This window comes from Pantoea sp. IMH (assembly GCF_000599885.1).
Taxonomy (GTDB): Bacteria; Pseudomonadota; Gammaproteobacteria; order Enterobacterales; family Enterobacteriaceae; genus Erwinia.
The window spans coordinates 576,188-600,697 of the sequence record NZ_JFGT01000005.1 but is presented as its reverse complement, the minus strand read 5'-3'; the positions used below and the strand labels follow the sequence as shown (position 1 = coordinate 600,697).

Annotated in this window: 21 protein-coding genes; 14 read left to right on the top strand and 7 right to left on the bottom strand. The window is 58.0% G+C overall.

Translation table 11 applies throughout. The annotated features are described in order from the left end of the window. Positions 1–194 precede the first annotated feature (194 nt). Entirely contained in the window at positions 195–2,090 is a 1,896-nt protein-coding gene (gene mrdA / locus EA20_RS0111065) for a penicillin-binding protein 2 (protein WP_024966889.1), read from the top strand. Between the two features lie 135 nt (positions 2,091–2,225). Then, positions 2,226–4,523, top strand: coding sequence for a bifunctional diguanylate cyclase/phosphodiesterase (locus EA20_RS0111060; RefSeq protein ID WP_024966888.1), 2,298 nt, complete (start codon positions 2,226–2,228; stop codon positions 4,521–4,523). 102 nt (positions 4,524–4,625) lie between these two features. Here EA20_RS0111060 and EA20_RS0111055 read toward each other — a convergent pair whose 3' ends face one another. From EA20_RS0111055 to EA20_RS0111035, 5 genes are read right to left on the bottom strand one after another with little or no spacing between them, the layout of a single operon-like run. Next, complete coding sequence (locus tag EA20_RS0111055) at positions 4,626–5,405, bottom strand: heme ABC transporter ATP-binding protein (protein WP_024966887.1); 780 nt, start codon at positions 5,403–5,405, stop codon at positions 4,626–4,628. Next, positions 5,398–6,405, bottom strand: a complete 1,008-nt coding sequence (locus EA20_RS0111050) for an iron ABC transporter permease (RefSeq protein WP_024966886.1) — start codon at positions 6,403–6,405, stop codon at positions 5,398–5,400. The genes EA20_RS0111055 and EA20_RS0111050 overlap by 8 nt, the downstream gene beginning before the upstream one ends. Beyond that, positions 6,402–7,220 carry a hemin ABC transporter substrate-binding protein gene (locus tag EA20_RS0111045; RefSeq protein ID WP_024966885.1) on the bottom strand — a complete coding sequence of 273 codons (819 nt, stop codon included), beginning with the start codon at positions 7,218–7,220 and terminating at the stop codon, positions 6,402–6,404. Before EA20_RS0111045 ends, EA20_RS0111050 begins: the two co-directional genes overlap by 4 nt. Beyond that, entirely contained in the window at positions 7,217–8,248 is a 1,032-nt protein-coding gene (locus EA20_RS0111040) for a hemin-degrading factor (RefSeq protein WP_024966884.1), read from the bottom strand. Before EA20_RS0111040 ends, EA20_RS0111045 begins: the two co-directional genes overlap by 4 nt. A 53-nt stretch (positions 8,249–8,301) precedes the next feature. Further along, positions 8,302–10,698, bottom strand: a complete 2,397-nt coding sequence (locus tag EA20_RS0111035) for a TonB-dependent receptor domain-containing protein (protein ID WP_024966883.1) — start codon at positions 10,696–10,698, stop codon at positions 8,302–8,304. A gap of 259 nt (positions 10,699–10,957) precedes the next feature. Between EA20_RS0111035 and EA20_RS0111030 the strand changes: the two genes are divergently transcribed. The 8 genes from EA20_RS0111030 (at position 10,958) to pqqF (ending at position 18,488) form a co-directional block, all read left to right on the top strand. After that, complete coding sequence (locus EA20_RS0111030; RefSeq protein ID WP_024966882.1) at positions 10,958–11,236, top strand: SelT/SelW/SelH family protein; 279 nt, start codon at positions 10,958–10,960, stop codon at positions 11,234–11,236. Between the two features lie 212 nt (positions 11,237–11,448). Next, positions 11,449–12,498 (top strand): dipeptidase, encoded by a 1,050-nt coding sequence (locus EA20_RS0111025; RefSeq protein ID WP_024966881.1) that lies wholly within the window; start codon positions 11,449–11,451, stop codon positions 12,496–12,498. Positions 12,499–12,679: 181 nt separating this feature from the next. Next, positions 12,680–12,751: a pyrroloquinoline quinone precursor peptide PqqA gene (gene pqqA / locus EA20_RS20230; protein ID WP_071995430.1), complete on the top strand. Its 72-nt coding sequence runs from the start codon at positions 12,680–12,682 to the stop codon at positions 12,749–12,751. Positions 12,752–12,808: 57 nt separating this feature from the next. Further along, positions 12,809–13,720 carry a pyrroloquinoline quinone biosynthesis protein PqqB gene (pqqB, locus tag EA20_RS0111020; protein ID WP_024966880.1) on the top strand — a complete coding sequence of 304 codons (912 nt, stop codon included), beginning with the start codon at positions 12,809–12,811 and terminating at the stop codon, positions 13,718–13,720. Positions 13,721–13,730: 10 nt separating this feature from the next. Further along, positions 13,731–14,498: a pyrroloquinoline-quinone synthase PqqC gene (gene pqqC / locus EA20_RS0111015; RefSeq protein WP_038381578.1), complete on the top strand. Its 768-nt coding sequence runs from the start codon at positions 13,731–13,733 to the stop codon at positions 14,496–14,498. Next, positions 14,498–14,782 carry a pyrroloquinoline quinone biosynthesis peptide chaperone PqqD gene (gene pqqD / locus EA20_RS0111010; RefSeq protein ID WP_369699786.1) on the top strand — a complete coding sequence of 95 codons (285 nt, stop codon included), beginning with the start codon at positions 14,498–14,500 and terminating at the stop codon, positions 14,780–14,782. Before pqqC ends, pqqD begins: the two co-directional genes overlap by 1 nt. Beyond that, entirely contained in the window at positions 14,769–15,902 is a 1,134-nt protein-coding gene (gene pqqE / locus EA20_RS0111005; RefSeq protein ID WP_024966877.1) for a pyrroloquinoline quinone biosynthesis protein PqqE, read from the top strand. Before pqqD ends, pqqE begins: the two co-directional genes overlap by 14 nt. A 9-nt stretch (positions 15,903–15,911) precedes the next feature. Next, positions 15,912–18,488: a pyrroloquinoline quinone biosynthesis protein PqqF gene (gene pqqF, locus EA20_RS0111000; protein WP_024966876.1), complete on the top strand. Its 2,577-nt coding sequence runs from the start codon at positions 15,912–15,914 to the stop codon at positions 18,486–18,488. Between the two features lie 2 nt (positions 18,489–18,490). Here the strand turns inward: pqqF and EA20_RS0110995 are convergent, their stop codons facing one another. Then, positions 18,491–19,426, bottom strand: coding sequence for a LysR family transcriptional regulator (locus EA20_RS0110995; RefSeq protein ID WP_024966875.1), 936 nt, complete (start codon positions 19,424–19,426; stop codon positions 18,491–18,493). A gap of 95 nt (positions 19,427–19,521) precedes the next feature. Here EA20_RS0110995 and EA20_RS0110990 point away from each other — a divergent pair, with 95 nt between their 5' ends. The 3 genes from EA20_RS0110990 (at position 19,522) to ftnA (ending at position 22,535) form a co-directional block, all read left to right on the top strand. After that, positions 19,522–20,745: an MFS transporter gene (locus EA20_RS0110990; RefSeq protein ID WP_024966874.1), complete on the top strand. Its 1,224-nt coding sequence runs from the start codon at positions 19,522–19,524 to the stop codon at positions 20,743–20,745. Positions 20,746–21,183: 438 nt separating this feature from the next. Then, complete coding sequence (locus EA20_RS0110980) at positions 21,184–21,402, top strand: helix-turn-helix domain-containing protein (protein WP_024966873.1); 219 nt, start codon at positions 21,184–21,186, stop codon at positions 21,400–21,402. Between the two features lie 623 nt (positions 21,403–22,025). Beyond that, a complete protein-coding gene (ftnA, locus tag EA20_RS0110970; protein WP_024966871.1) occupies positions 22,026–22,535 on the top strand; it encodes a non-heme ferritin in 510 nt (169 codons plus the stop codon). A 166-nt stretch (positions 22,536–22,701) separates the two neighbouring features. On the opposite strand, the gene EA20_RS0110965 is transcribed toward ftnA, so the two are convergent. Beyond that, positions 22,702–23,211 carry a GNAT family N-acetyltransferase gene (locus tag EA20_RS0110965; protein WP_024966870.1) on the bottom strand — a complete coding sequence of 170 codons (510 nt, stop codon included), beginning with the start codon at positions 23,209–23,211 and terminating at the stop codon, positions 22,702–22,704. A 299-nt stretch (positions 23,212–23,510) separates the two neighbouring features. On the opposite strand from EA20_RS0110965, the gene EA20_RS0110960 reads away from it, so the two are divergent. Further along, positions 23,511–24,449 (top strand): LysR family transcriptional regulator, encoded by a 939-nt coding sequence (locus EA20_RS0110960; protein WP_024966869.1) that lies wholly within the window; start codon positions 23,511–23,513, stop codon positions 24,447–24,449. The last annotated feature ends 61 nt before the right edge of the window (positions 24,450–24,510 follow it).

Below are 24,510 nucleotides of genomic sequence, written 5' to 3'. Positions count from 1 at the left end.
CGCACGAAAGCTGCAAGGCCACCGCTTACCGGCGGTTTATTTGCTGGCGGATGCCACATTCACCATGTCAGAAGTGTAACATTTTTAACAAATGACACACTTTAGCCGCGCCAAATGCATCTTAGAGGTCGTGATTTTGTGCGGCGTCTTTATCATAAAGAGAGAAATGAGACAGATAACGCCAACGGCTGGTAATGAAATTTAAAGATTTTGCAGAAGAAGAAAAATTATTTGCCCGGCGCACGCTGGTGGCGTTTGGGGTGGTGCTGGCGGGTTTTGCAACGTTAATCGTTCATCTCTATCACGTTCAGGTTGAGCAGCATCACTATTATCAGACCCGCTCTGACGAAAATGATATCAAAACGCTGCCTATCGCTCCCACGCGGGGGATCATTTACGACCGCAACGGCATTGCGCTGGTAAAGAATATTACCTGGCACGATATCGAAGTGATGCCGTATAAAATTCACGATATGGATGCGCTGATTAAGCAGCTTACGCCGGTGGTGAATCTCTCCGCCGCGGATATCGAAAGCTTCAGAGAGTCGCTGCGCACCGCCAGCCGCTACCGGCCTGTGGTAGTGAAAAATGCGCTCAGCGATGAGGAAGTCGCCCGCTTTTCCGTCACCCAGTATCGCTTTCCCGGGGTGGCCATCAGCAGCTATAAAGATCGCCGCTATCCCTATGGCGCTGACCTGGCGCACGTGGTGGGTTATGTATCAAAAATTAACGACAGCGATTATCAGCGGCTTGAAAAAGCGGGCCTGAGTGAAAACTACGCGGGCAGCCATAATATCGGTAAACAGGGCATTGAGGCCTATTACGAATCCGTGCTCCACGGCCAGACCGGCTACCGCGAAGTGGAGGTGGATAATCATGGTCGCGTGGTACGCGTGCTGAAAGAAGTGCCGCCGGTGGCGGGCAAAAATATCTACCTGACGCTCGATCTTCATCTGCAACAGTATGTGGAAAAACAGCTGGCGGGACAGCGAGCGGCGGTCATTATCGAAAATCCGCGTAATGGCGAAGTGCTGGCGATGGTTTCCAGCCCCAGCTACGATCCGAATCCTTTCATCAGGGGCATCAGCTATAAAGCCTATAAAGCGCTGCTGGCAGATAAGAGTCTGCCGCTGATCAACCGCGTTACTCAGGGCCTCTATCCGCCCGCCTCCACCGTAAAACCCTTTATGGCGATGTCGGCACTGCTCTCTCACGTTATCACGCCGCAAACCACCTTCTTCGGCGCGCCGACCTGGACGCTGCCCGGCACCCATCGCCGCTATCGCGACTGGAAAAAAACCGGCCACGGCATGCTGGACGTCACCCGTGCGATTGAAGAGTCGGCGGACACCTTCTTTTATCAGGTGGCGTTTATGATGGGCATCGACCGCATCCATCCTTTCCTCAGCAAGTTCGGCTACGGCAAATCGACCGGCATCGATCTTAATGAAGAATATAACGGCCTGATGCCGGACCGTGAGTGGAAGCGCAAAGTGCATAAAAAAAGCTGGTATCAGGGCGATACCATCGCCGTCGGCATCGGCCAGGGCTACTGGCTTGCCACGCCGATTCAGATGCTTAAGGCGCTGAACACACTGATCAATAACGGACGTACCATCCAGCCGCACCTGCTTTATGAGCAGAAGAAAGGCCGGCATATCGCCTCCTGGAAGCCGACGCTGCCGCCGGAACAGGTGGGCGATGCGGATTCCCCTTACTGGGCGCTGGTGCGCCGTGCGATGTACGGTATGGCCAACGAACCTAACGGCACCGGTTATAAATATTTTCACACCGCGCCCTACGGCATCGCGGCAAAAAGCGGCACCTCCCAGGTCTTCGGCCTGAAGCAGAACGAAATTTATAACGCCAAAAATATCCCGGTTCGCCTGCGCGATCATGTGCTCTATACCGCGTTTGCCCCTTTCGATAACCCGAAAATTTCGATGGCAATTATTCTGGAAAATGGTGGCCTTAACGGCGTGACTGCCGCACCGGTCGTGCGCAATATTATGGATCATATTTTTCTTCCTCCGGACGAAGCGCCGATGCCGGTAACTGCCGATCCGCAAAGTAACCGGACAGCAGGCTGATACCGCCCCGCCAGGCTTCAGGAACACGACGCTAAAGTCTTCGGCAACTCCTGCCGATACCAGCCAATGAGGTAGTGTTTTCACTTCGCCGGAGCCAGCATTACTGGCCACTGACCCGTTAACGCTGGAAAAGAAATGAATAACGACAACAGCTCTGCGGCCAGGTTAAGACGCCATTTCGCCCATTACGTGCTTGCGCCTATGCTGGCGGTGGTGCTGTTAGCGTTTCTCAGCTACGGGTTTACCACCTGGTGGGTCACCACGCTGAGCAATGCCAAAGCAGAAGAAAAACAGCAACAGGTCATAAAAAACCTTTTTACTCAGCATCTTGCCGACTACCTGCGTCAGCACCATAACCTGATTAGCTGGCCGGAATTTACCACGCAGCTCGCCACGCCTGCGGGCCGTCACACGCTGATTGGCTGGCTTACCCGTCTCGCTGGCGATGATGAGGTCTATCTGCTTGATGCCGCTAATCAGCCGCTCTCGGCCTGGCATGAAGGGAAAGCGGTGGCGCCTGAACGCTTTAACGACATCGGTGCGCGGCTCTCGCCCTGGCTGGCGCTGCTCGCCTCTCCTCAGACACCTTCTTCTTTTACCGGTGACTTTGTCCGCCTGAACGATCGCGTTGCAGAGATGGCTATCGGAGCGCTGCCCAACAGCGACGGAAAACGGCTGGTTTTTATTCGCTATCTCCATCACAGCTTCATCGACTTTCTTGAACACCGCGGCGTGGTCAGCGACTTCCGCTTTGTGCCTGACAGCGAAAAAAACAGGAGCGGATTTTTACTGGAGTCAGGGTTAAATATCCCCGTCAGCTACGTCTCCTGGCAGCCGATGCGCCCCGGCACCCAGATGCTGAAAGTGACCGGCCCCCTGGCAGTTATCACCCTGCTCGCCATCCTGATCATGTGCATCCTGGTGAGCCGCCGCCTCTGGTTTGCATCTTGCAACCTCGCCGATACCGTACGCCGGCTGAAAACCAGCGAAGCCCATGCCAGGCAGCTGGCACAACGGGATTCTCTCACCGGACTCTTTAACCGTTCAGCGATGGAAAGCCAGCTGGCTGGCAAACTAAGGCAGCTTTCCGACGACGATGCCGGATTTGCGCTGCTGGTCCTGAACCTTGACCGTTTCAAGATGATCAATGACACCTATGGCCATCATGCCGGTGATGCGATGATTATCGAAATGAGCCAGCGGCTCTCCCTGCTGCTGGAAAAGGGCGACGCCCTGGGGAGGCTGGGTGGCGATGAGTTTATGTTTATGGTTAACGGCATGAACAGCGAAGCGCAAATCGCCCTTTTCTGTCAGCGGGTCATCACCCAGCTGATGGTACCGGTGACGCTCATGGGAAACTCGCTCTGGGCGGGCGTCAGTATTGGCGTGGCGCTGGCACCGCTGCATGGCAGGGAGAAGCTGGAGCTGATGCGCATGGCGGATATCGCGCTCTGCGCCGCCAAGGCTGACGGGCGGGGCCGCTACCGGATGTATGCGCCAATGCTGGGGAAAGCCATTCAGAAGCGTCAGCTGCTGGCGGAAGAGCTGCGCCTGGCGCTGGACAGCGCCACCGGCCTGGCGCTCTGGTATCAGCCCATTATGGATATCAGCGGTAAAAAGATGCTCGGCATTGAGGCGCTGCTGCGCTGGACGCATGCGGACTGGGGCCCTATTTCCCCGGTGGATTTTATTCCGATAGCGGAAGAGACCAGCCTGATCATCCCGCTTGGCGACTGGGTGATCGATCAGGCGTGCGGCATGGCGAAACGCTGCCCTGAGTTGTTTCTGTCGCTGAACGTCTCGCCACTGCAATTTCTGGCGGGCAACTTTATCGACAAGCTGAACGCCACGGTCAGGCTGCACGGCATCGATCCCCGGCAGCTGGAGCTTGAGATCACCGAAGGCGTGCTGCTGGAAGACCAGCACTATGCGCTGGAAACCATTCAGACCTTACGCAAAGCGGGCTACCGTATCGCGCTTGATGACTTTGGCACCGGCTACTCCAGTCTCAGCTATCTGATGCAGTTTCCTGTGGATACGCTTAAAATCGACCGCTGTTTTACGCGGCTGCTCGGTATTCAGGAGCAGGCGGACACTATCGTGGCTTCCGTGATCAAGCTTGGCCACTCGCTGGGACTGTCGGTAACGGCGGAAGGGGTGGAAACGGAAGCGCAGCGGCTGGCGCTGGCCAGGGTCCACTGCGATAAGCTCCAGGGTTTTCTGCTCAGCCGTCCGCAGCCGGAAGACGCCTTGCTGGCGTTTCGCACCGTGCAGTCGCCTGCCGCACAGGCCGCGCCGGGTGTTCCAGCCGCGTTATCACAGCCAGAACGTGTGCACACGCTTGCTGAAGCGTCATCCATCGCCGCCGGGGAACCCGCTCTGGCTGGCGATACAACCGTGGCAGGCCAGGCAGAATCTCTGGCCCTGAAATAATCCACCTCATTTTATTAGTGTAATATCACTATGCGCCGTGCCGGATGGTGAAGAGCAACACCATTTATGGCACACCGCCTTATTCCTTCCGCCATTTTCCCGCTAGCGACGCAGAATCACCTGCGGCGTATCAGTCTCGCCGGGGTAATGCACCTGCAGATCGGCCTGATACCAGCGGCTCAGCGTCTCTTCTCTCAGCACCTCGCCGGGGGTACCGCTGGCAACCAGGCGGCCCTGATGCAGCAGTAAAATTTTGTCAGACCAGAGCGACGCCAGGTTCAAATCGTGCAGTACGCAGCAGACCGAGAGCTGGCCCTGCCGCGTGATCCGGTGCAGCAGGCGCAGCGCATGTTGCTGATGGTAGAGATCCAGCGCCGAGGTTGGTTCGTCCAGAAACAACCAGCCGCGCGGCCCGTCCGGCTGCCAGAGCTGCGCCAGCGCCCGCGCCAGCTGGACCCGCTGCTGTTCGCCGCCAGAAAGGGAGCGATAGTCGCGCCGGGCCAGACTGTCGCTGCCGGTCAGCTGCATCACCTCGTCTACGATCGACAGGTTAATCGCGCCGGGCCAGGGCGCGCGCCCCATCGCCACCACCTCCCTGACCGGCAGCCTGAATTCCACCTGGCTTTTCTGGCGCATTACCGCCCGCGTTTGTGCCAGCCGCTCACGCGGCCACGCGCCGGGGGCTTGTCCCGCCAGCAGGCAGCTTCCCTTATCGGGCGTCAGATAGCCGGATAACAGCCGTAAAAGCGTTGATTTTCCGGCACCGTTAGGCCCGATAAGCGACACCATCTCCCCCCCGGCAAGCGTCAGCGAAACATCTTCGATCAGCTGCAGTTGTCCGATGCGATACCCCAGCCGGTCGGCCTGTAATATCTCACTCATAATGGCTCTCCTGACGGCGCAGGATCAGCCATAAAAACCAGGGCGCGCCCAGCAGACTGGTCAGTAACCCGACCGGCATCTCCGCCGGGGCGACCAGGGTGCGGGCAAGCGTATCGGCCACCAGCATCAGAATGGCCCCGGCCAGCGCCGATCCCGGCAGTAGCCAGCCATGGTTGCTGCCGATACACATCCGCATCAGGTGCGGCACCACCAGCCCCACAAAGCCGATGATCCCGCTGACCGCCACCGCAGCCGCCACCACCAGCGCGCTGAGCAGCAGCAGGATCCGCTGCGTGCGCCTCACCGCCACGCCGAGATAGTGCGCTTCTTCTTCACCCAGTTGCAGCAGGTTAAGCCGCTGCGCCTGCCACTGAATAGCCAGCATTGCCGGCAGGATCAGCGTGGCGCTGGCCAGTACCGTAGACCACTGCGCCTGACCCAGCGATCCCATTCCCCACAGCGAAAGCTGACGAAGCTGCTGATCGTTGCTGATCCATGAGATCACCCCAACAGCGGCACCGCAGGCGGCGTTAATGGCAATACCGGCCAGCAGCAGCCGGGAGAGCGTGGTGCCACCGCGCCGGCTGAGGGTAAAGATGACCAGGGTGACGCCGAGGCTGCCGGCAAAAGCGGCCAGCATCGGCCACCACAGCGCAAGCACGGCGGGCAACGTCAGCGGTACCAGAATCGCCAGCGCGACCATCAGCATCGCGCCGCTGCTGATGCCAAGCAGGCCGGGATCGGCCAGCGGATTACGGAACAGCCCCTGCATCACCACGCCGGAGAGCGCCAGCGCGGAACCTACCAGCACGGCCAGCAGCACCCTCGGCAGACGGATGTTCCACCAGATCTGCCCGATGAAACTGTCTGAACCCGCCTGCCAGACCGCAGGCAATGTGAGACGCATTGCGCCCATATTGGCGGCCAGCAGCATCAGTGCGGCCATCAGCAGCAGCAGCAGCATCAGCAGCAGGCCACGCGGCGCCGTCAGCCCTTTCATGGCCGGATAGCCTCTGCGGCTTTACGCAGCCGGGCAATGGCGGCGGGCGTTTCCAGCCCAAATCCCAGCAGATCCATTTCATCGATCGCCAGCAGATTATGCTGTCTGCCGGCCGGGGTCAGCGCCAGGCCAGGAAGCTGCCAGAGCCGCGCGTCGTCGCCCATCGCCCGCAGACCATCACGGCCAGTCACCACCAGCTGCGGCGCGCTGGCGACAATGCCTTCCTGGGTCAGCGGCTGGTAACGGGGCACGTCGGCCAGCGCGTTAATCAGGCCCGCGCTGCGGATCGCGCCGTCTGCCGCCGTGCCGCTTCCAGCCCCCATCGCCTTCATACCGCTGTGATTAAGGATAAACAGCACCTTGACGGGAAGCGGCGTGCTGACCAGCCCGGCAATCTGTTTTTCCAGCTTCAGACTTAACGCTTCCCCCTCCTCTTCCCGGTGCAGCGCACGGGCGACGGCGCGGATCTTGTCAGGAATGGCGGCAAGCGCAGGTTCACCAGTCAGCATCACCACTTTTACCCCCGCCTTTTCCACCTGCGTCAGCGCCAGCGAAGGCTTCGACAGCTCGCTGGCGAGCACCAGCGTTGGCCGCATCGCCAGGATCCCCTCGGCATTGAGCTGACGCATATAGCCCACGTCAGGCAGTTTGGTGGCCAGCGCCGGACGCAGGCTGGTGGTGTCGCGGGCCACCAGCGTGTTCTGGGCGCCCAGCGCGTAAACGATCTCCGTAATATCACCGCCGATGGAAACGACCCGCTCTTCCGCCAGCAGCGAAAAAGGTAAAGCCAGCAGCGCAATCAGCCAGGCTCTCATACGGCAACGCCTTCGCCTGCGACCGCAGCAAGCTGCTCACGCCAGCGGGTCTGTTCCGGCTCGCCTTCCGTCCGCTGTCCATAAAGCTGCGCAATCTGGGTGCCATCGGCGGCGAAAAGCTCAAGGCTGGTCACCACCCCGTTTGCGGTCTGCTTGCGGGTGATCCAGCTTTCAGCGATGCCGTTTTCCAGCAGATGCAGGGTAAATGTCGGCGTAAAAATGTTGAGCCAGTTATCCACCGGCATCAGCTTCTCCACCACGCCGGTGAAGATCTGCACGCAGCCACGGTTACCGATAAAGATCATGATCTCGTTGCCATCCGCCTGTGCCATTTCTAACACGTCCCGCAGCGCGCTGTTATCCACCTGCTTCGCCAGATCGGCCGCAACGGCGCGAAACGCCTGCTGACGTGAAACGTTGTGGCGCTTGAGCAGGCCAAAGAACTGATGCACATCCGTCATCGCCCGCCACTCCTGTTCAATCAGCGCGTTATCCGGCTGAGTGGACCAGGCTGCCGGCCCTTCTGGCGCAATTTTCAGTTCGGGTAGCGCTGGCTGGCTAAAGGCCGCGATCAGTGCCTGCCAGGCCGCCCGGTCCGTCTGCGGCGTGGCGTAAATTTTCAGCACTGCGTCACCCTGCGCGTCGAAAATCTGCATGCTGTGTCGCATGCCGCGTTCACTTTGCTCATTTAAGGCAAAAACGCTCTGCCACTGGCTGATGAAAATACGCTGGTCCAGCGCTCTGGGATTCAGCACCAGCCCCGCATGCTGCCCAAGATGAAGATTGTCGTAGCGGCCCACCTGCTCATGTACCGCCCAGTCGTTGCGGACGATCGATTTGGTTTCACCCACCGTCGCCAGCTGCGTCAGCAGTGTAACGAAATCGGGCTTCAGCGCGACCGCATCATCCGCCGTGCGCGCCTGGACCAGTTCCGCTTCGCTAACCGCCAGCATCCCGGCCAGTTCACGGGCATATTTTTTTGGATGTTCGCTTTTTAACGCCTGATATTGCTGAAAAAGTGTAGTCATATTCGGGGCTCTCCTTAACGCCCTGCGCCGTTGCAGGGCAACATGATGTTGGCTCAGAAATCGATATTCACGCCCAGCTGGAAGGTACGGCCAGGCATGACCGCCAGCGCGATATCCCGGGCGTCCTGATTGCTGGTGTTGATCAGCTCGCGGCTGCTCAGATAGTCCCAGTATTTGCGGTCGGTAAGGTTGTAGATGCCGCCGTTAAGCCGGATATTTTTCGCCATCTGCCAGTAAGCGGTCATATCCACCATGCCGTAGCCCGGCACGCGCATATAGTCCGTGGTGGCCTCCTCCAGTGGTGTACCGCTATTGCTATAGCGCTGACGGTTGGTTGTCGTCGCCTGCTTGCCTTTGACAAAGGTTGCGGTGACTGCCGCGCCGTAGCGCTTCGCCGGATCGTCCCAGGCGACGCCAGCAATGGCTTTCACCGGCGGCACGCTGTCAAGATCGACATAGTGGTCGCCGGCGTAGCGGGATTTCGATTTGCCCTCGCTGTAGCCAAGCGCAAAGGTGGCGCTGAGGCCGTTCACTTCTTCAAACCAGCGGCCAAGGTTGATGCGGGTAGCCATTTCACCGCCGTAAATATAGGCCTTGTCGCGATTCTCAGCCTGATAGGTGGTGTAGATATTTGAAGGAACGTTGGCGAACTGCTCTGGGTTAGCGGCACGTGAATAACGCGTATAGGCAATAAAGTTCTTATAGGTGTTGTAGAACAAGGAGGTTTTCAGCGTGACGCCTTCTGTCACTTCGCCCTTTATGCCCCACTCAAGGTTGTGGCTGGTTTCGGTCTCCAGTTCACTGTTGCCAATCAGCGCATACTGCGCCCTGCCCGCATAGTTAGAACCGAGGTTCCATGAACCATAGAGCTGGCTCGCGTTCGGGAACTGCGCGCCACGCTTGTACTGAATCCAGGTCATCAGGGTGGGCGTGATGTCATAGTTCAGGCTCAGCGAGGGGAGTACCTGCGTATCGGCGTTCTCCTTACCGTATAACGCCGCCAGATCCGACTCGTTCAGCACCGTGCTGCCGCTGGTCAGGCTGGAAAGATTCTCCGGTTTGGTGCGCTGATGAGCGACGCGTACGCCGGGAACGACAGCGAAGCCGTGGCTGGCGATATCAAACTGGATAGTATCCTGCACGTAGCCGCCCAGCACGGTGCTGCGGCTGTCGGACTGAGGCTGCATGATGGCCGTAAACGCGCTGGGAGCGGGATCCTGGCGGAAGGGACGCTGCGTATCGCTGATGCGCCCATTCAGCCCACCGCTTAACGTATGACGCCCCATCACTGTCGTCAGGCGGCTATCAAAGCCCCAGGTATCCACATTGTAATCAGAGAAGACGCGCTCCATTGCGCCACTGCTGGTGGGCATCCAGGTATTATCGTGCGCCTGAGTTTGCTGATAAAAAAGCTTACTGGTCAGGCTGTCGATAAATGCATTGCCGGGCGTCCACTCGTCCGCCAGGGTGAGCCCCCAGCGGCGCGTTTTACTTTGCTGTTCGGCGGTGCCGAGCACGGCGCTGCCCGCCGTGTTCCAGCTATCGTAATGCGTATGGTTGGTTTTGTCGTAGTAGTCCAGCGTGCCGGTGAATTTATGCTCGTCGTCCGGCTGCCAGATGCCGGAAGCCAGCAGCGCATCCGAATGCCAGTTAGCCGGATAAGCGGCCACGGTTCCGCTGTTATTACGGGTTTCCTGGCCATCGCGACGGCTGTAGACCAGCACGCCACGCAGAAACGCGTCGCCCGCCGCTGCGGTCACGCCGTTATGCCAGCTGCGGTTAGCGGAGTCGTAATCCGACTGATAGCCAAACCAGGTGGGTTTCAGCGGCGAGATATAGTCATCAGCGGATTTTGGTCTGAAAGAGACGGCACCGCCGATGGCCGTATTGGCGGTGGCGGTTGAGGTTGCTCCCGATTCGATATCCACCTGGCCGTACATATAGGGATCGATATAGTCACGCCCGATACCAAAGGTATTCAGCCCGGCGCGGCTGGCATAGCTGCGCCCAGTGGCGTCGGGCAAGGGGATACCGTCCACGTCCAGCCCCACGCGGTTGCTCTCCAGCCCGCGAATGTTGTAGCCCGTATACCCGCCGCGATCGAAGCCGCTTTTGCCCGTCGAGGCGCCGCCGCTGCTGCCGGTTGCGCTAATCAGCGGCTCATAACGCATGATCGAACCAAAATCATTGGCGCCCTTGCGCTGCATCTCTGCGGCGGTGATGGTGGTTTTACTGCCCGCTTCTTTTTCCAGCCGGGGAGCATTGACCGTCATCACAGGCTCGTTCGCCTCTTTGGTGGACGCGATCGTCAGCGGCGTGGTGGAAGGGGTTGCGGCGGCGGGTGCCGGAGAAGCGGATGTTACCGCTGCCCAGCTGAAGCTTGTTGTCGCCAGCGTGCTGAACAGCACGGAGGTGTGAATGACTCCCTGAAATAAAGTGGTCTTACGCATTTATCTACGCCTTTCATCATTATTAGTATCGACTCCACTGCGTCCACTGACCAAGCTGAAAAAAGATGCTGCGCACTCTGACTGACATCGGCCATTTCCTGACCTGTTATAAACGCGAATGATAATGATTTTGATTTACTATATCAACTACCTCCACAATTTATTCACAATTCCTGCCGACCGCCTGTAACACCCCCGCTTGACAGGCACGGCGCGGTCACCCGAAGATGTCCGCTCTTTTCTTCTTTGAGCCTGCATCATGAAAACCTCTCCCGCTATCACCATCCACTACTGCTCGCAGTGCAACTGGCTTCTGCGTGCGGCCTGGATGGCTCAGGAATTACTGCAAACGTTCAGCACCGATCTCGCCTCGGTGACGCTGGTGCCCGGCACTGGCGGGATTTATCAGGTGAAAATTGACGATGCGCTGATCTGGGATCGCAAGGCGGATGGCGGCTTTCCCGAAGCGAAAGCGTTAAAACAGCGGGTCAGAAACTACTGCTTTCCCGATCGGGATCTCGGCCATAATGATAAATAAGCGCAGAAGCAGCCCGGCGGCGCTGGCCGGGCTGCCTGCCGTTACCGGAAGGAATCGCGATGGCAACGACAATCGAAAGTCGTGTTAACTGACGCGCCGCGTTGACAATTTCCCGCTTTTTTCAGCACGTTTTAATGAAGCGCCCTATCCGCATTGTGCAGTATCATCCCTCCTTCCCTTACTTACCGGATAAGCGCAATTTGCCCGCTATGATGACGCCACACCGCCCTGCCTCATCCCCGCCCATTTTCGACGGACATAACGATCTGCTGCTGCGCCTGTGGTTACAGGATGTTGCCCGCGATCCGGTTGGTCAGTTTCTTGACGGAACGCTGGACGGGCATCTTGATATGCGGCGTATTCGTCTGGGCGGGCTGGCGGGCGGGCTGTTTGCCGTTTTTGTTCCGCCGGCCCGCTACGTGATGCTGGGCAACGAGAACTACGATCCGGCACGGCACGATCCGCTGGCGATCACCAACGCACAAATCGCCCTGCTGCACGCCATTGAAGCGCGCTCAGCGGGCCGGGCGAAAATCTGCCGGAGCGTGGCGGAGATTGAGCGCTGCATGGCGGCGGGCGTGCTGGCAATGGTGCTGCATATCGAAGGGGCAGAGGCGCTGGATGGCGAGCTGAACCAGCTTGATGGCTGGATCGCCGCCGGGTTACGCAGCATCGGTCCGATGTGGAATCTGCCTAACCGCTTCGGCGTCGGCGTGACGGGCGATTTTCCCGGCTCGCCCGACAGCGGTGACGGACTGACGCCGGAAGGCCTTAACCTGATACGGATCTGCAATCAGAAAAAACTGCTGATCGACCTTTCCCATATGAATGAGAAAGCGTTCTGGCAGACCGCAGAACAGAGCAGCGCGCCGCTGGTTGCCACCCATTCGAATGTTCACGCCCTCTGTCAGCAGCCGCGCAACCTGACTGCCGCTCAGCTAGAGGCGGTGGCCGCCAGCGGTGGCTTTGTCGGGGTCAATTTCGGCACGGCGTTTCTGCGTACCGATGGTCAGCGCAACGGCGATACGCCTCTCAGCGATATCGTCAGGCATCTGGATGGCCTGATCGCGGCACTGGGTGAAGATCATGTCGGCTTCGGCTCCGATTTTGATGGCATCAGCGTCCCGGATGCGCTGGGCGATGTGGCCGGCCTGCCGCGTCTGGCGGCGGCGATGGCGGCGGCGGGCTACGGCGAGGCGCTGATTGAAAAAATCTGCTGGCGTAACTGGCTGGGCGTACTGAAAAAAACCTGGGGAGAATGAACCAGCTGGAACATTCTCTACTATAGTCAGTTTATACCCCTGCAACTTAAAGGGTTGATATCGTTTTACCAGAAGCGCAACATTTGGCGCGCCAAATTTTTGCTATTTGACAACAAGCGCATTACCTGCCGAACTTAAGGTTCGCAGTTTCACCCATTGCTAACACCAAAGGAGCCTCACTATGTGGACTAAACCTCAGTTCGTTGATTTACGCTTAGGTCTGGAAGTCACGCTGTACATCTCCAACCGCTAAGCCTTATGCCTGCGGTCAGCCGCAGGCATCTTCTCCTTCTTCTTTTCTGGTCTACACATGCAGATTAACGTTCTCGGCTCTGCGGCAGGCGGCGGCTTCCCTCAGTGGAACTGCAATTGCAGAAACTGTCAGGGCGTGCGTAACGGCACCCTGAAAACCTCGGCGCGCACGCAATCCTCTATTGCGCTGAGCGATGACGGTATCAACTTTGTTCTCTGTAACGCCTCGCCCGATATTATCCAGCAGATTGCGGCCACGCCCGCCCTGCATAAAACCGACGTGCTGCGCGGCACCGCCATCGGCTCGATTATTCTGACCGACAGTCAGATCGACCACACGACCGGTCTTCTGAGCCTGCGTGAAGGCTGTCCTCATCAGGTCTGGTGCACGCCGGAAGTGCATGACGATCTGAGTACCGGCTTTCCGGTCTTCCCGATGCTGACGCACTGGAACGGTGGGCTTACCCATCACGCCATCCAGCCGGGCGTTCCCTTTTCCGTCGCGGTCTGCCCTGCCCTGCGGTTTACCGCCATTCCGTTGCTGAGCAATGCGCCGCCCTATTCGCGCTATCGCGGCAAGCCGCTGCCTGGCCACAATGTCGCGCTGTTTATTGAAGATACCCGCAGCGGCAGTACGCTGCTGTATGCGCCCGGCCTGGGCGAGCCGGACAGCGAGCTATTGGGCTGGATGAAAAAAGCGGACTGCCTGCTGATCGACGGCACGCTCTGGCAGGATAACGAGCTGGCGACCACTGGCGTGGGCCGCAACACCGGCAAAGATATGGGCCATCTGGCGCTGGCGGAGGAGCAGGGGCTGATTGCGCTGCTCGCCTCCATGCCCGCCAGACGCAAAATTCTTATTCATATCAACAATACTAATCCGATCCTGATTGAAGACTCTGCTGAACGTCAGGCGCTGACGCAGCTGGGCATCGAAGTGAGTCAGGACGGTATGCAAATTGACCTTTAGCGAGATAACGATGAAGTCAGACAGGATTGCTACTGAGCCCATGTCTCCCGAGGCGTTCGAACAGGCTCTGCGCGCCAAAGGCGCCTACTATCATATCCACCACCCTTACCATATGGCGATGCACAACGGGAAATGCACGCGTGAACAGATCCAGGGGTGGGTGGCGAACCGTTTCTATTATCAGACCAGCATCCCGCTGAAGGATGCCGCGATCATGGCGAACTGCCCGGATCCGCAGACGCGCCGTAAGTGGGTGCAGCGTATTCTGGACCATGATGGACAGGAAGGCAGCGAAGGCGGGATTGAAGCCTGGCTGCGGCTCGGTGAAGCGGTCGGCCTCAATCGCGATCTGCTACTATCTCAGCGTATGGTGCTGCCCGGCGTGCGCTTCGCCGTTGATGCTTACGTCAGCTTCGCCCGCCGCGCCGTCTGGCAGGAAGCGGCCTGCAGTTCGCTGACCGAGCTGTTTGCGCCGCAGATCCATCAGTCGCGCCTTGACAGCTGGCCACAGCACTACAAGTGGATTGATGAAGAGGGCTACGGCTACTTCCGCAGCCGCCTGAGCCAGGCGAATCGCGACGTGGAGCATGGCCTGGCGCTGGCGCTGACCTATTGCGATACCGTCGAAAAACAGCAGCGGATGCTGGAGATCCTCCAGTTCAAGCTGGATATTCTCTGGAGCATGCTGGATGCCATGACTATGGCCTACGAGCTGCACCGCCCGCCTTACCACACCGTGACCGATAAAATGGCATGGCACCATGAGAGACTGCTCTGATGATGATTCACGACCAGCAGATTCCTGCCTTTCGTCGTGGCTACCGTTTACAGTGGGAGCAGGCGCAGGATTGCCACGTCATCCTCTATCCGGAAGGCATGGCGAAGCTTAACGAGAGCGCTACCGCCATTCTGCAACAGGTGGACGGCAAGCGTTCCATTGGCGAAGTGATTACCGTACTGAACGCGCAGTTTCCCGACGCGGGCGGCGTGGATGACGATGTAAAAGCCTTTCTTATTCAGGCTTGTGAACAAAAGTGGATAATTTTCCGTGAACCTGCTTAAACCTCAGGTCAATCCGCCGCTCTGGCTGCTGGCTGAACTAACCTACCGCTGTCCGTTGCAGTGTCCCTACTGCTCCAACCCGCTGGACTTTGCCCAGCAGGAGAAGGAGCTGACGACTGCACAGTGGATCGACGTCTTCAAACAGGCGCGCCAGATGGGCGCCGTGCAGCTTGGCTTTTCCGGCGGCGAACCCCTGGTGCGCAAGGATCTGCCCGAGCTGATCCGCGCCGCCAGGGATCTCGGTTTTTATACCAACCTGATCACCTCCGGCATTGGGCTGACCGAGAAAAAGATCGATGCTTTTGCTGAAGCGGGTCTCGATCATATTCAGATCAGCTTCCAGGCCAGCGATGAAACGCTGAATGCCGCGCTGGCAGGATCGCAAAAAGCGTTCCAGACCAAGCTGGCGATGGCGAAAGCGGTAAAGGCGCACGGCTATCCGATGGTGCTTAACTTCGTGCTGCATCGCCATAACATCGACCAGATTGACCGGATTATCGACCTCTGCATTGAGCTGGAAGCGGACGACGTTGAACTGGCGACCTGTCAGTTTTACGGCTGGGCGCAGCTGAACCGCGAAGGCCTGCTGCCCACGCGCGATCAGATCGCCCGTGCCGAAGCCGTGGTTCACCGCTACCGTGAAAAAATGAGCGCGAGCGGAAACCTGGCTAATCTGCTGTTTGTGACGCCCGACTATTACGAGGAGCGTCCAAAAGGCTGCATGGGTGGCTGGGGCGCGATTTTCCTCAGCGTCACGCCGGAAGGCACCGCCCTGCCGTGCCACAGCGCGCGTCAGCTGCCGGTACAATTTCCATCGGTGCTGGAGCAGTCGCTGCAGGAAATCTGGTATGACTCCTTCGGCTTTAATAAGTTTCGCGGCTTCGACTGGATGCCCGAGCCCTGCCGCTCCTGCTCCGAAAAAGAGAAAGATTTTGGCGGCTGCCGCTGTCAGGCCTTTATGCTGACCGGGAATGCCGATAATGCCGATCCTGTGTGCGCCAAGTCGCCGCATCATGGCAAGATCCTCGCCGCGCGCGAGCAGGCAAACTGCACTAACATGCAGATTAACCAGCTGCAGTTCCGCAACCGCGTGAACTCTCAGCTGATTTTCAAAGAGTAACCTCCCGTCATGCACGCCGCACAGTACCGGCTGGCTAACGGTCTTCTGGTCAATCTGCGTCAGGATCCTGGCGCCACGCAGGCGTCAGCGTTGGTACACCTCTCCGCAGGGAGCCTGCACGAACCGGAGGCGTGGCCGGGCCTGGCGCATCTGCTGGAGCACGTGCTGTTTGCAGGCAGCGAGCGCTTTCAGGGCGAAGAGCGGCTGATGGCCTGGACGCCGGCCAGGGGAGGACGGCTCAATGCCACCACGCAGGCCGCCTCTACCGCCTGGTTCGTTGAGGTTGCTGCGCCGGATCTGCCTGACGCCACGGCGAGACTGGTGGATATGCTACAGCGTCCGCTGCTGACGACGGAGGCCATCCGTCAGGAAGCCGCGGCCATTGACGCGGAATATCGCATGCTGGCGCAGCATCGCGAAACGCTGAGTGAAGCCGCCCTCAGCAAGGCTTTTGCCGCGCCTCATCCCCTGCACCGTTTCCACGTCGGCAGCCAGACGCATTTTGGTCAGGATTTGCCTGCGCTGCGGCAGGCGCTGCGGGCCTATCACCAGCAGTTTTTCCATACGGCGCGGCTGACGCTCTGGCTACAAGGGCCACAGTCGCTGGCGGAACTCCGCCAGCTTGCCGCCACCTGGGGTGGAGAGTTTCAGCAGGCTACCCCGCAGGCGGGCTGGTCAGCAGCGGACAGCACCGCGCGTCTGCCTCCTTCCGCATGGCCGCCCGCGCTGGTATTGCGCCCGGAGCGGCAGTTCAGGCTGCAACTGCCGGGCGCGGAACGTCTGCAGTTCAGTTTTCTTATCGCATCGCCCGAACCGCAGACGTTCAGCCTGTTACAGGAGTTGCTCGGCGACACAGCCAGCCACAGCCTGCTGGCAACGCTCAGAGCGCACGGGCTGTGCGATGAGATCGACCTGCTGGAGCCTTATCGCAGCGATGCGCAGGCAGTCATTAGCGTTGTTTTCCATCTGTGCGACAGTGCAGATGTTAAAAGTGAGGCTGTAGCATCTGTCCCGGCCGCCGTGGAGGCGCTTTTCGGCCACTGGCTGAAGCTGCTGTCCAGCCTGACGGCGCAACAGCTGCATCACTACGCCGCCCTTTCCTGCCGCCGGTTCGCCCGTCTCTCCTCTCTGGATCGGTTACGTGCGCAGGCCTTTGGCCTGCCGCCCGCAACAGAAGAGATGCTCGCGCAGTCAGATGCATGGCCGGATCTGCTGCGTCAGCTCAGGCCGGAGACGATGACGCGTCTGCACATCTCTGCCGACGCCGTGGCAGAGAGTGTTACCGTGCAGGGGTTTATGCTCAATCTCAGCGCCGGGCGTGCCCCGGAAAAATTGCTGGTGCCGGATACCTGGGCGGAGAACGCCGGACTGACTTTTGCCGACAGCCCGCTGCCCGTGCCGCCTTCTCTCCCGGCAGAACGCGTACCGCTGAGCCATTTTCCCGCGTTATGCGCTCCGGTGCTGCTCTTAAATCCGATAAACGGCGGGCTTTCCGCAGCCCAGGCGGCACTGACTGACGCCGTTTTGCAGACAATCAGCGGCGCATGCCGGCATCAGGGCGGTGAACTGCATTTTGAGCGCCGTCAGGGAAGCTGGCTGCTGCGGCTGAGCGGCAGCCAGGCGCTGATGCTGGCGGCGCTGAATGAGATGAACAACCGGCTCCGCGCTCCCGCCGCTGCTGATATCGCCCTGGGCGAGCGGCTGGCACGGCGGGCCGCTCAGCAGCAGCGCGGGGATATCGCCGTGCGGGCCTTGCTGGCCGCGCTGCCGCTCGCCATTACTCACCAGCGGCAGGCAGGAAGTCATGCAGATGCCTTTACCCCTGTTTCATCCGGCGCTGACAGGCCAGCTGGCACACTTCTGCTCAACGAGCCGGCGCCCCTTTCTGCAATCAGCCTCTCTGCTGTGGGCTGGGAAGCCACGCTTTACGGCGGCGATAAGGCGCTTTACCTGGCGCTGTCGCGGCTGCTTTCCCGTTTTCCGGGTCAGTTCCCCTTCCCTCAGCCCCCCGGTGCGTCACAGGCACCGGCTGAACTCAAGGCTGAGGCGCAGGAGGCGGCGCGCTATCTCTTTCCGACCAAAAGCCCTGACGCGGCAGTACTGCTTTTCTGTCCGCTGGCAGAACACGACGCCGTATGTCTGGCTGCCTGGCAGCTCATTGCCGCCTTTGCTGAACCCCCTTTTTTTCAGCAGTTCAGGATGGAAAAACAGACTGGCTATGTGGTCAGCTGTCGCTTTCATCAGTCAGCAGGCGCGGCGGGCGTGCTGTTTGCGCTTCAGTCGGCCACGTTTACCGCTGAACAACTTTACTGGGAGATCGGGGAGTTTATCGCCGGAATGGCCGACGTTATCTGCCAGATAACGACAGAAGCGCTTCAGGAAAAAGCCCGGACGCTCCGGCTGGTTGAGGGCGAAACGCTGCCGGAGAACCTGGATGCGGTGCTGAGCGCGTGGCAGAAGCAGCAGCTAACGCTACCAGTGCTGACGCAGGAGATGCTTAACAGTCTGACCTCCGCGCGCCTGCGTCGTTATTATCAGCAACTGGCCGAAGCGCCCTGGCGCTGGATCAGAATAAGCAATCAGTAAGTTTATTTGCCGGGTAGTTGCGTGCCGCCTACCACCGGCAGCACTTCGCGCATCAGCGCAATAAACTTGCGCAGCTTGGCAGGATAGAAGCGCGCCCAGGGATAGACCAGAAAGATGGGCAGCGGCGCGGCGTGCCAGTCCGGGCAGAGATGCAGCAGCCTTCCTTCGTCAATATCCGGCTGCACCAGCCAGGATGAGGCGATCCCGACGCCCATCCCTGCCAGCACGCTGTTGCGCAGGGCATAGAGGCTGTCGGTCAGCAGCGCGGGCTGAATATCTCCCCGCCAGGGTTCCCCTTTATCCTGGTGCAGTACGATTTCACGGCGATAAAACGTACTCAGCGCCACCCAGGGAAGGGCCGGTAGCGCAGCCGGCTGCGTCGGTACGCTCTCTCCCTGAAAAAGCTCAGGTGATGCCACCACAATGCGCGGCACCTCCGCCACATGCAACGCCACTACCGAGGGATCGGTGACCGCGCCAACGTGAACAGCACAGTCAATTCCCTCCGCCAGGAAATCGGGCTGCCGGTCGCTCAGCATCCATTCGACGGTCATCTTCGGATAGCTTCTCAGGTAATTCTGCAATGGCAGGATCATCTGATCCTGACCAAAGGCATGGGGTGCCAGCACGCGTAGCAGTCCTTTTGGCTCTTCGGCAGCACCCTGCAAATCTTCCTCAATGATCTGCCAGCTTTCCGTCAGCGCTTTGGCGTGAACATAGCAGCGTTCACCGTCGTCAGTCAGCTTCATCTCATGGGTGGTGCGCTGCACCAGCTTCAGCCCCAGCATTCGCTCCAGCGCCTGTAAACGGCGGCTGATGGTCGGCTGTGAAGTGGCGAGGCGCGCGGCCGCTGCGGAAAGGCTGCCCGCTTCCACAATACGGATAAAGGTTTGCATCAGCTCTATACGATCGATGCCTGACAGATTCTCTTTTTTCATACGCCATACGTATAACAGTTCTGCATGGCAAAGGGCTACCGTCGGCGGCATAAAGCAGTAAAACTGTGATTCTTATCTCACTCAGGACACTTATGATGACCACTCTTCACACCACGGCCTCTGCAGAGACGCGTGTTGCTCCCCGCCATGTTCTGATGCTGGCAACCGGCGCAGGCTTCAGCGTCGCCTCCATCTACTACAGCCAGCCGATGCTGGGGATCCTGCTTACCGATCTGCACGCCAGGATCGGTCTGGTTGGGTTGATCCCTACCCTGACGCAGATTGGCTATGCGCTCGGTATTCTGCTGCTTGCACCGCTGGGCGATCGTCACGATCGCCGCGGCATTATTGCCATTAAAGGCGTGCTGCTGACGCTTGCGCTGCTGCTCAGCGCCTTCAGCGGCGGCATCGTGATGCTATTAGTTGCCAGCCTCGCCATTGGCATTACCGCCACCATGGCGCAGGATATCGTTCCCGCTTCCGCCGCCCTCTCCCCTGCCGCGCAGCGGGGAAAAACCGTCGGCACGGTGATGACTGGCCTGCTGCTGGGCATTTTACTTTCAAGGGTACTGAGTGGATTCGTCGCGGAATATTTCGGCTGGCGGGTGATGTTCGGCGTCGCGGCAACCATGGTGATGGCGATAACGCTGGTGCTATGGCGCAGCCTGCCATCAATGCCCGCCAGCACCCAAATGCGTTATCCGGCGCTGCTCGGATCAATGTATCACCTGTGGAAAGCGCACCAGCCGCTGCGCAGGGCCACGCTGGCTCAGGCGCTGCTTTCGGTGGGCTTCAGCGCGTTCTGGTCAACGCTTGCGGTGATGCTGCATGATGTTTATCAGACGGGCAGCGCTGTTGCCGGCGCATTCGGCCTTGCTGGTGCCGCCGGCGCACTCGCCGCGCCGCTGGCGGGATCGCTGGCTGACCGTCACGGTCCGGCAATTGTGACCTTTATCGGTACCGCGCTGGCGACGCTCTCCTTCGCGGCGATGTTTCTGCTGCCGCTGCTCTCTCCTGCGGCCCAGATGGCGCTGATTGTGGTCTCCGCGATTGGCTTCGACTTTGGCGTGCAGTCCACGCTCGTGTCGCATCAGGCCATTATCTTCAGTCTTGAGCCAGCTGCGCGAAGCCGCCTCAACGCCCTGATGTTTACCGGCGTCTTTATCGGCATGGCGGCAGGCTCGGCGCTGGGCAGTCTGATGCTGGAGTGGGCGGGCTGGCAGGGCGTGGTGACGCTGCTGACGCTGGCCGGTGCGGGCAGCTTTATTGTCCGCTTGCTCAGCCGCAGCCCGGCGCAAACAGTGCAGACTACGGCGTAAACAGACCGGCTGAGAAGGGTGAGGCTGACGGATGCGGGCAGCTTTACTCTCCGCCTACTCAGCCGCAGCCTGTGCAGACTGTGGTATGCCGATGGAAGTAAGTGAAGCTTTGTGGTGAGATGCGCAGAGACCAGAGAAGCACACCGTTCACTTCACCGGGCTGTTTGCATGCCGGAACCGCCTGCTAAGTTTATGTTCATGGAATGCTTCGCGCAGGTCTTTATCCAGAATTCATCCGGAACGCACGCTGAAAAAGAGACCGCTTTTCAACGTGCGTTAATTATTTCATTTGCCTGAGGAGGCATCGCTCATTATTTTTACAGACTAATTCTTAAAAGGATCTTCTTTGTGGACGATGAGTCACAATTATAAGTAAGGCAAGTTAAATGTGACTAATAGTCCGTGGACTTATAGGCCGCAAAGCGCAATGCTGCGCGTATGGAAAAAATAATAGCGCCAAAAATCCTTTTTGGAAAAAGAGTCAAACAACTCAGGCTGCAGGCAGGCTTGTCTCAGGAGGCTTTTGCGCTCAAATGCGGGCTTGATCGCACCTATATCAGCGGAATTGAAAGAGGTTTGCGCAACCCAACCCTTGAGGTGATCGTTATTTTAGCCAAAGGTCTTGAGATAGAATTAAAACATCTGATTGAGTTTTAATCATAAAAAAAAGAATAATTAAATTTATTAACGAATCAAATCATCCTGTTGCAGGATAATGCAGTTTCGCTACATGTCATTTTATTTTTTTTAAAGAAACTGTCAATTTCAGATTTAAAATTCCCTACCCTATGCGTCTGGTTTTTTACGCCAGCATAAAATAACCGCTGCACGCCCTCCTTCTTTTTTTAACTGACCGCTTGAGCCTGTTAAAACAACACTGTTCTTTTTTCCCGACAGTCTGGCGACCTCTGCTTTTTATCCTGGCGGAAGCACTGTCCCTCTTCAGGCAGAAGATGCTTTTAGCAACAGTCATCTCGCTTATGCCTGAGACAGCTCTGCAGTTCTTAAGCGAAAAAACCTGGCCGGAACGCATTTTGCCGTTACTGTGCTTGCGGTCCGGACGCTTTTTTTTGCTTCTTTTACTAATAGCAATCGTTCTCAGAACCATTCATAAAATGGAACCTGTCGCGATAGCGTGATAATAATTATCAGTTAACTTTCATAGGGTTACATTTAAAAGAAAAGCAGGGAAAAACGCAACAAACGGTTTTTATTTGTGCAACACCCGTGCATAATGCCTCCACTATTTCGGATAAATTTGCCCTCTGTAAGGAAGTGCTATGCTGACGACCGATATGACCGCCAGACTGAACGATCAGTTAAACCTCGAATTCTTTTCCGCCAATCTTTATCTCCAGATGAGTGCCTGGTGTGCTGATAAAGGCTTTGAAGGTGCCTCTGCGTTCCTGCGCAAGCATTCGGCAGAAGAGATGCAGCATATGCAGCGCCTGTTCAATTACCTGAGCGATACCGGTGCCATGCCGGTGCTGGGCACGATTGCCGCGCCGCCGGTCACCTGGAATTCACTGAACGAAGTGCTGGAGCAGGCCTACGAGCATGAGCAGCTGATTACCGCGAAAATCAACGAACTGGCCCATGCGGCGATGACCAGCCAGGACTATTCCACCTTCAACTTCCTGCAGTGGTACGTGGCCGAGCAGCATGAAGAAGAGACGCTGTTTAAATCGGTGCTGGATAAGCTGGCGCTGGTTGGCAACAGCGGTAAAGGACTGTTCTTTGTTGATAAAGATTTGATGAAAATGAGTGCCCCAGAGGCGTCGCAGCCGTAACGGGAAAACCGCTCCGCTGTGCTCATTATCAGGGCCGGTCGCCAGACTGGCCCTGCTGCTATCAGGCCGGAAAAGATGTGCTTATCCCCTCTGAATCAGCCAGGCAAAGCCCGTCTGATTCATCTTGTCGGACGGCACTTATTAAAGCCAGTCGCTATCCGGATCGTTATTCGCGGGGCAGCCTGAGGCGATAAAACTTTGTGTCCACCTGCATCAGCGGAAAGGTGGCGGGCAGCATCGGGATGGTGACCGCTTCAAAGCCATTTTTCTCATAGAAACGGTGGGCTGCATGAAATTTCGCCGTGGTACCCAGATAGATCTCCCGGATCTTCTGCTGGCGGGCGTGATCGAGCAATTTGTTTAACAGCGCGCCCGCTACGCCCATTGCGCTTCCCCGGTAGCCCTCTGCCACAAACATCTTACGCAACGCCGCCTGCTGGTTGCCCAGATCTTTCAGCCCGATACAGCCCACTACTTTTTCGTCCGCCAGCGCCAGCCAGAAATCTCCGCCGCCGCGCTGATAGAAGTGTTCAATCTCACTGAGATCCGGCTGCTGCTCAGCAGTGATCCCTATGCCAAACTCCTGATTCTGTATCGGTAAAATAAGCGAAACCACGCCCTGCTGATAGCGTGGCTGATAACGTTGAAGTGAAATGCGATCGGTTTGCCTTGTCATAACATCCACTCTCCAGAGAAAACCTCTACCAGGCAGCAGGCCGGGAAAAGATCTTTCAGCCACTTTAGCATGCAAAGCATCTGTTTCCGCGACCAGACGAAATGCGGCTACGCTTAATCAGTCTGGACAGATGAAGTCTGACGATTATGTTTCGTTTTATTTCATTGCGACGCCGTATCCACCAGGGCCTGTACACTCAGAGCATCCCGACGCCGGCCACATGCATTTCGCTGGCTTAACGGGGCAAACCGGACCCGCTTTGCTGCGGCAGAGCGACCAGAATCGGTACGGATAAAATAATGAAAAATAATCTCGATATTACCTTTCGTAAGCTCGGTATTTTTATGGCTTTTATGCAACGGGGAAACATCGCACGGACGGCGGAAGCGCTCGGCTTAAGCAGCGTCAGCGTTCACCGCGCGCTGCATACGCTTGAAGAGAACGTCCGCTGCCCGCTGTTTATTCATCAGGGACGCAGTCTTGTGCCGCTGCCCGCCGCCTATACGCTGTGCGAATACAGCCAGGAAGCGATGGATGTGATGTCCAGAGGAATGGAAGAGACGCGTAAAACAGCGGGGATCGGTCAGGGACGGGTCAGGCTGGGCACGCTCTACTCGCTGACGCTGGAGACGGTACCCCAGCTGATTATGGGGATGAAAATCCGCCGTCCGGATATTGAACTGGATCTCACCATGGATTCAAACCAGATGCTTTTAGGCAAGCTGGATGAAGGTTTCCTGGATGCCATTCTGATTTCCATTTCCGACAGTGACATTGACTACGGCCGCTTTGAGGTGCTGCCGCTGTTTGAGGATGATATTTTTCTGGCGGCGCCGGGCACCATTCCGCTGGATAATAAAAAGGTCGCGGACTTGCGCGATTTCCGCACCCATAAGTTCGTCTCCCTGGCGGAAGGGTTCGCCACCTATCACGGCTTTAAAGAGGCTTTTCATATTGCGGGATTTGAGCCGGAAATCGTTATGCGCGTGAATGATATTTTTTCCATGCTGAGCCTGGTGCAGGCAGGCGTCGGACTGACGCTGATCCCTGGCCGGATGAAGCGGGTTTATGAGAATTCCGTCAAGCTTCTGAAGCTGGATCAGCAGTATCAGATGCGTCAGACGCTGGCGATTGTTTTTGAACGTAACCGGGAACACGATCCCAATTTGCTGGCGCTGGCCACCGAGGGCCGGATGTACTCGCTGAATCGCCTTAACAGCGGCTTCGGCGTCGCTTAAGCAGCCCGCCGCTAACGTGTTTTGGTCGTCACCGCAGGTACAAACCTGCCACTGGCCGCCG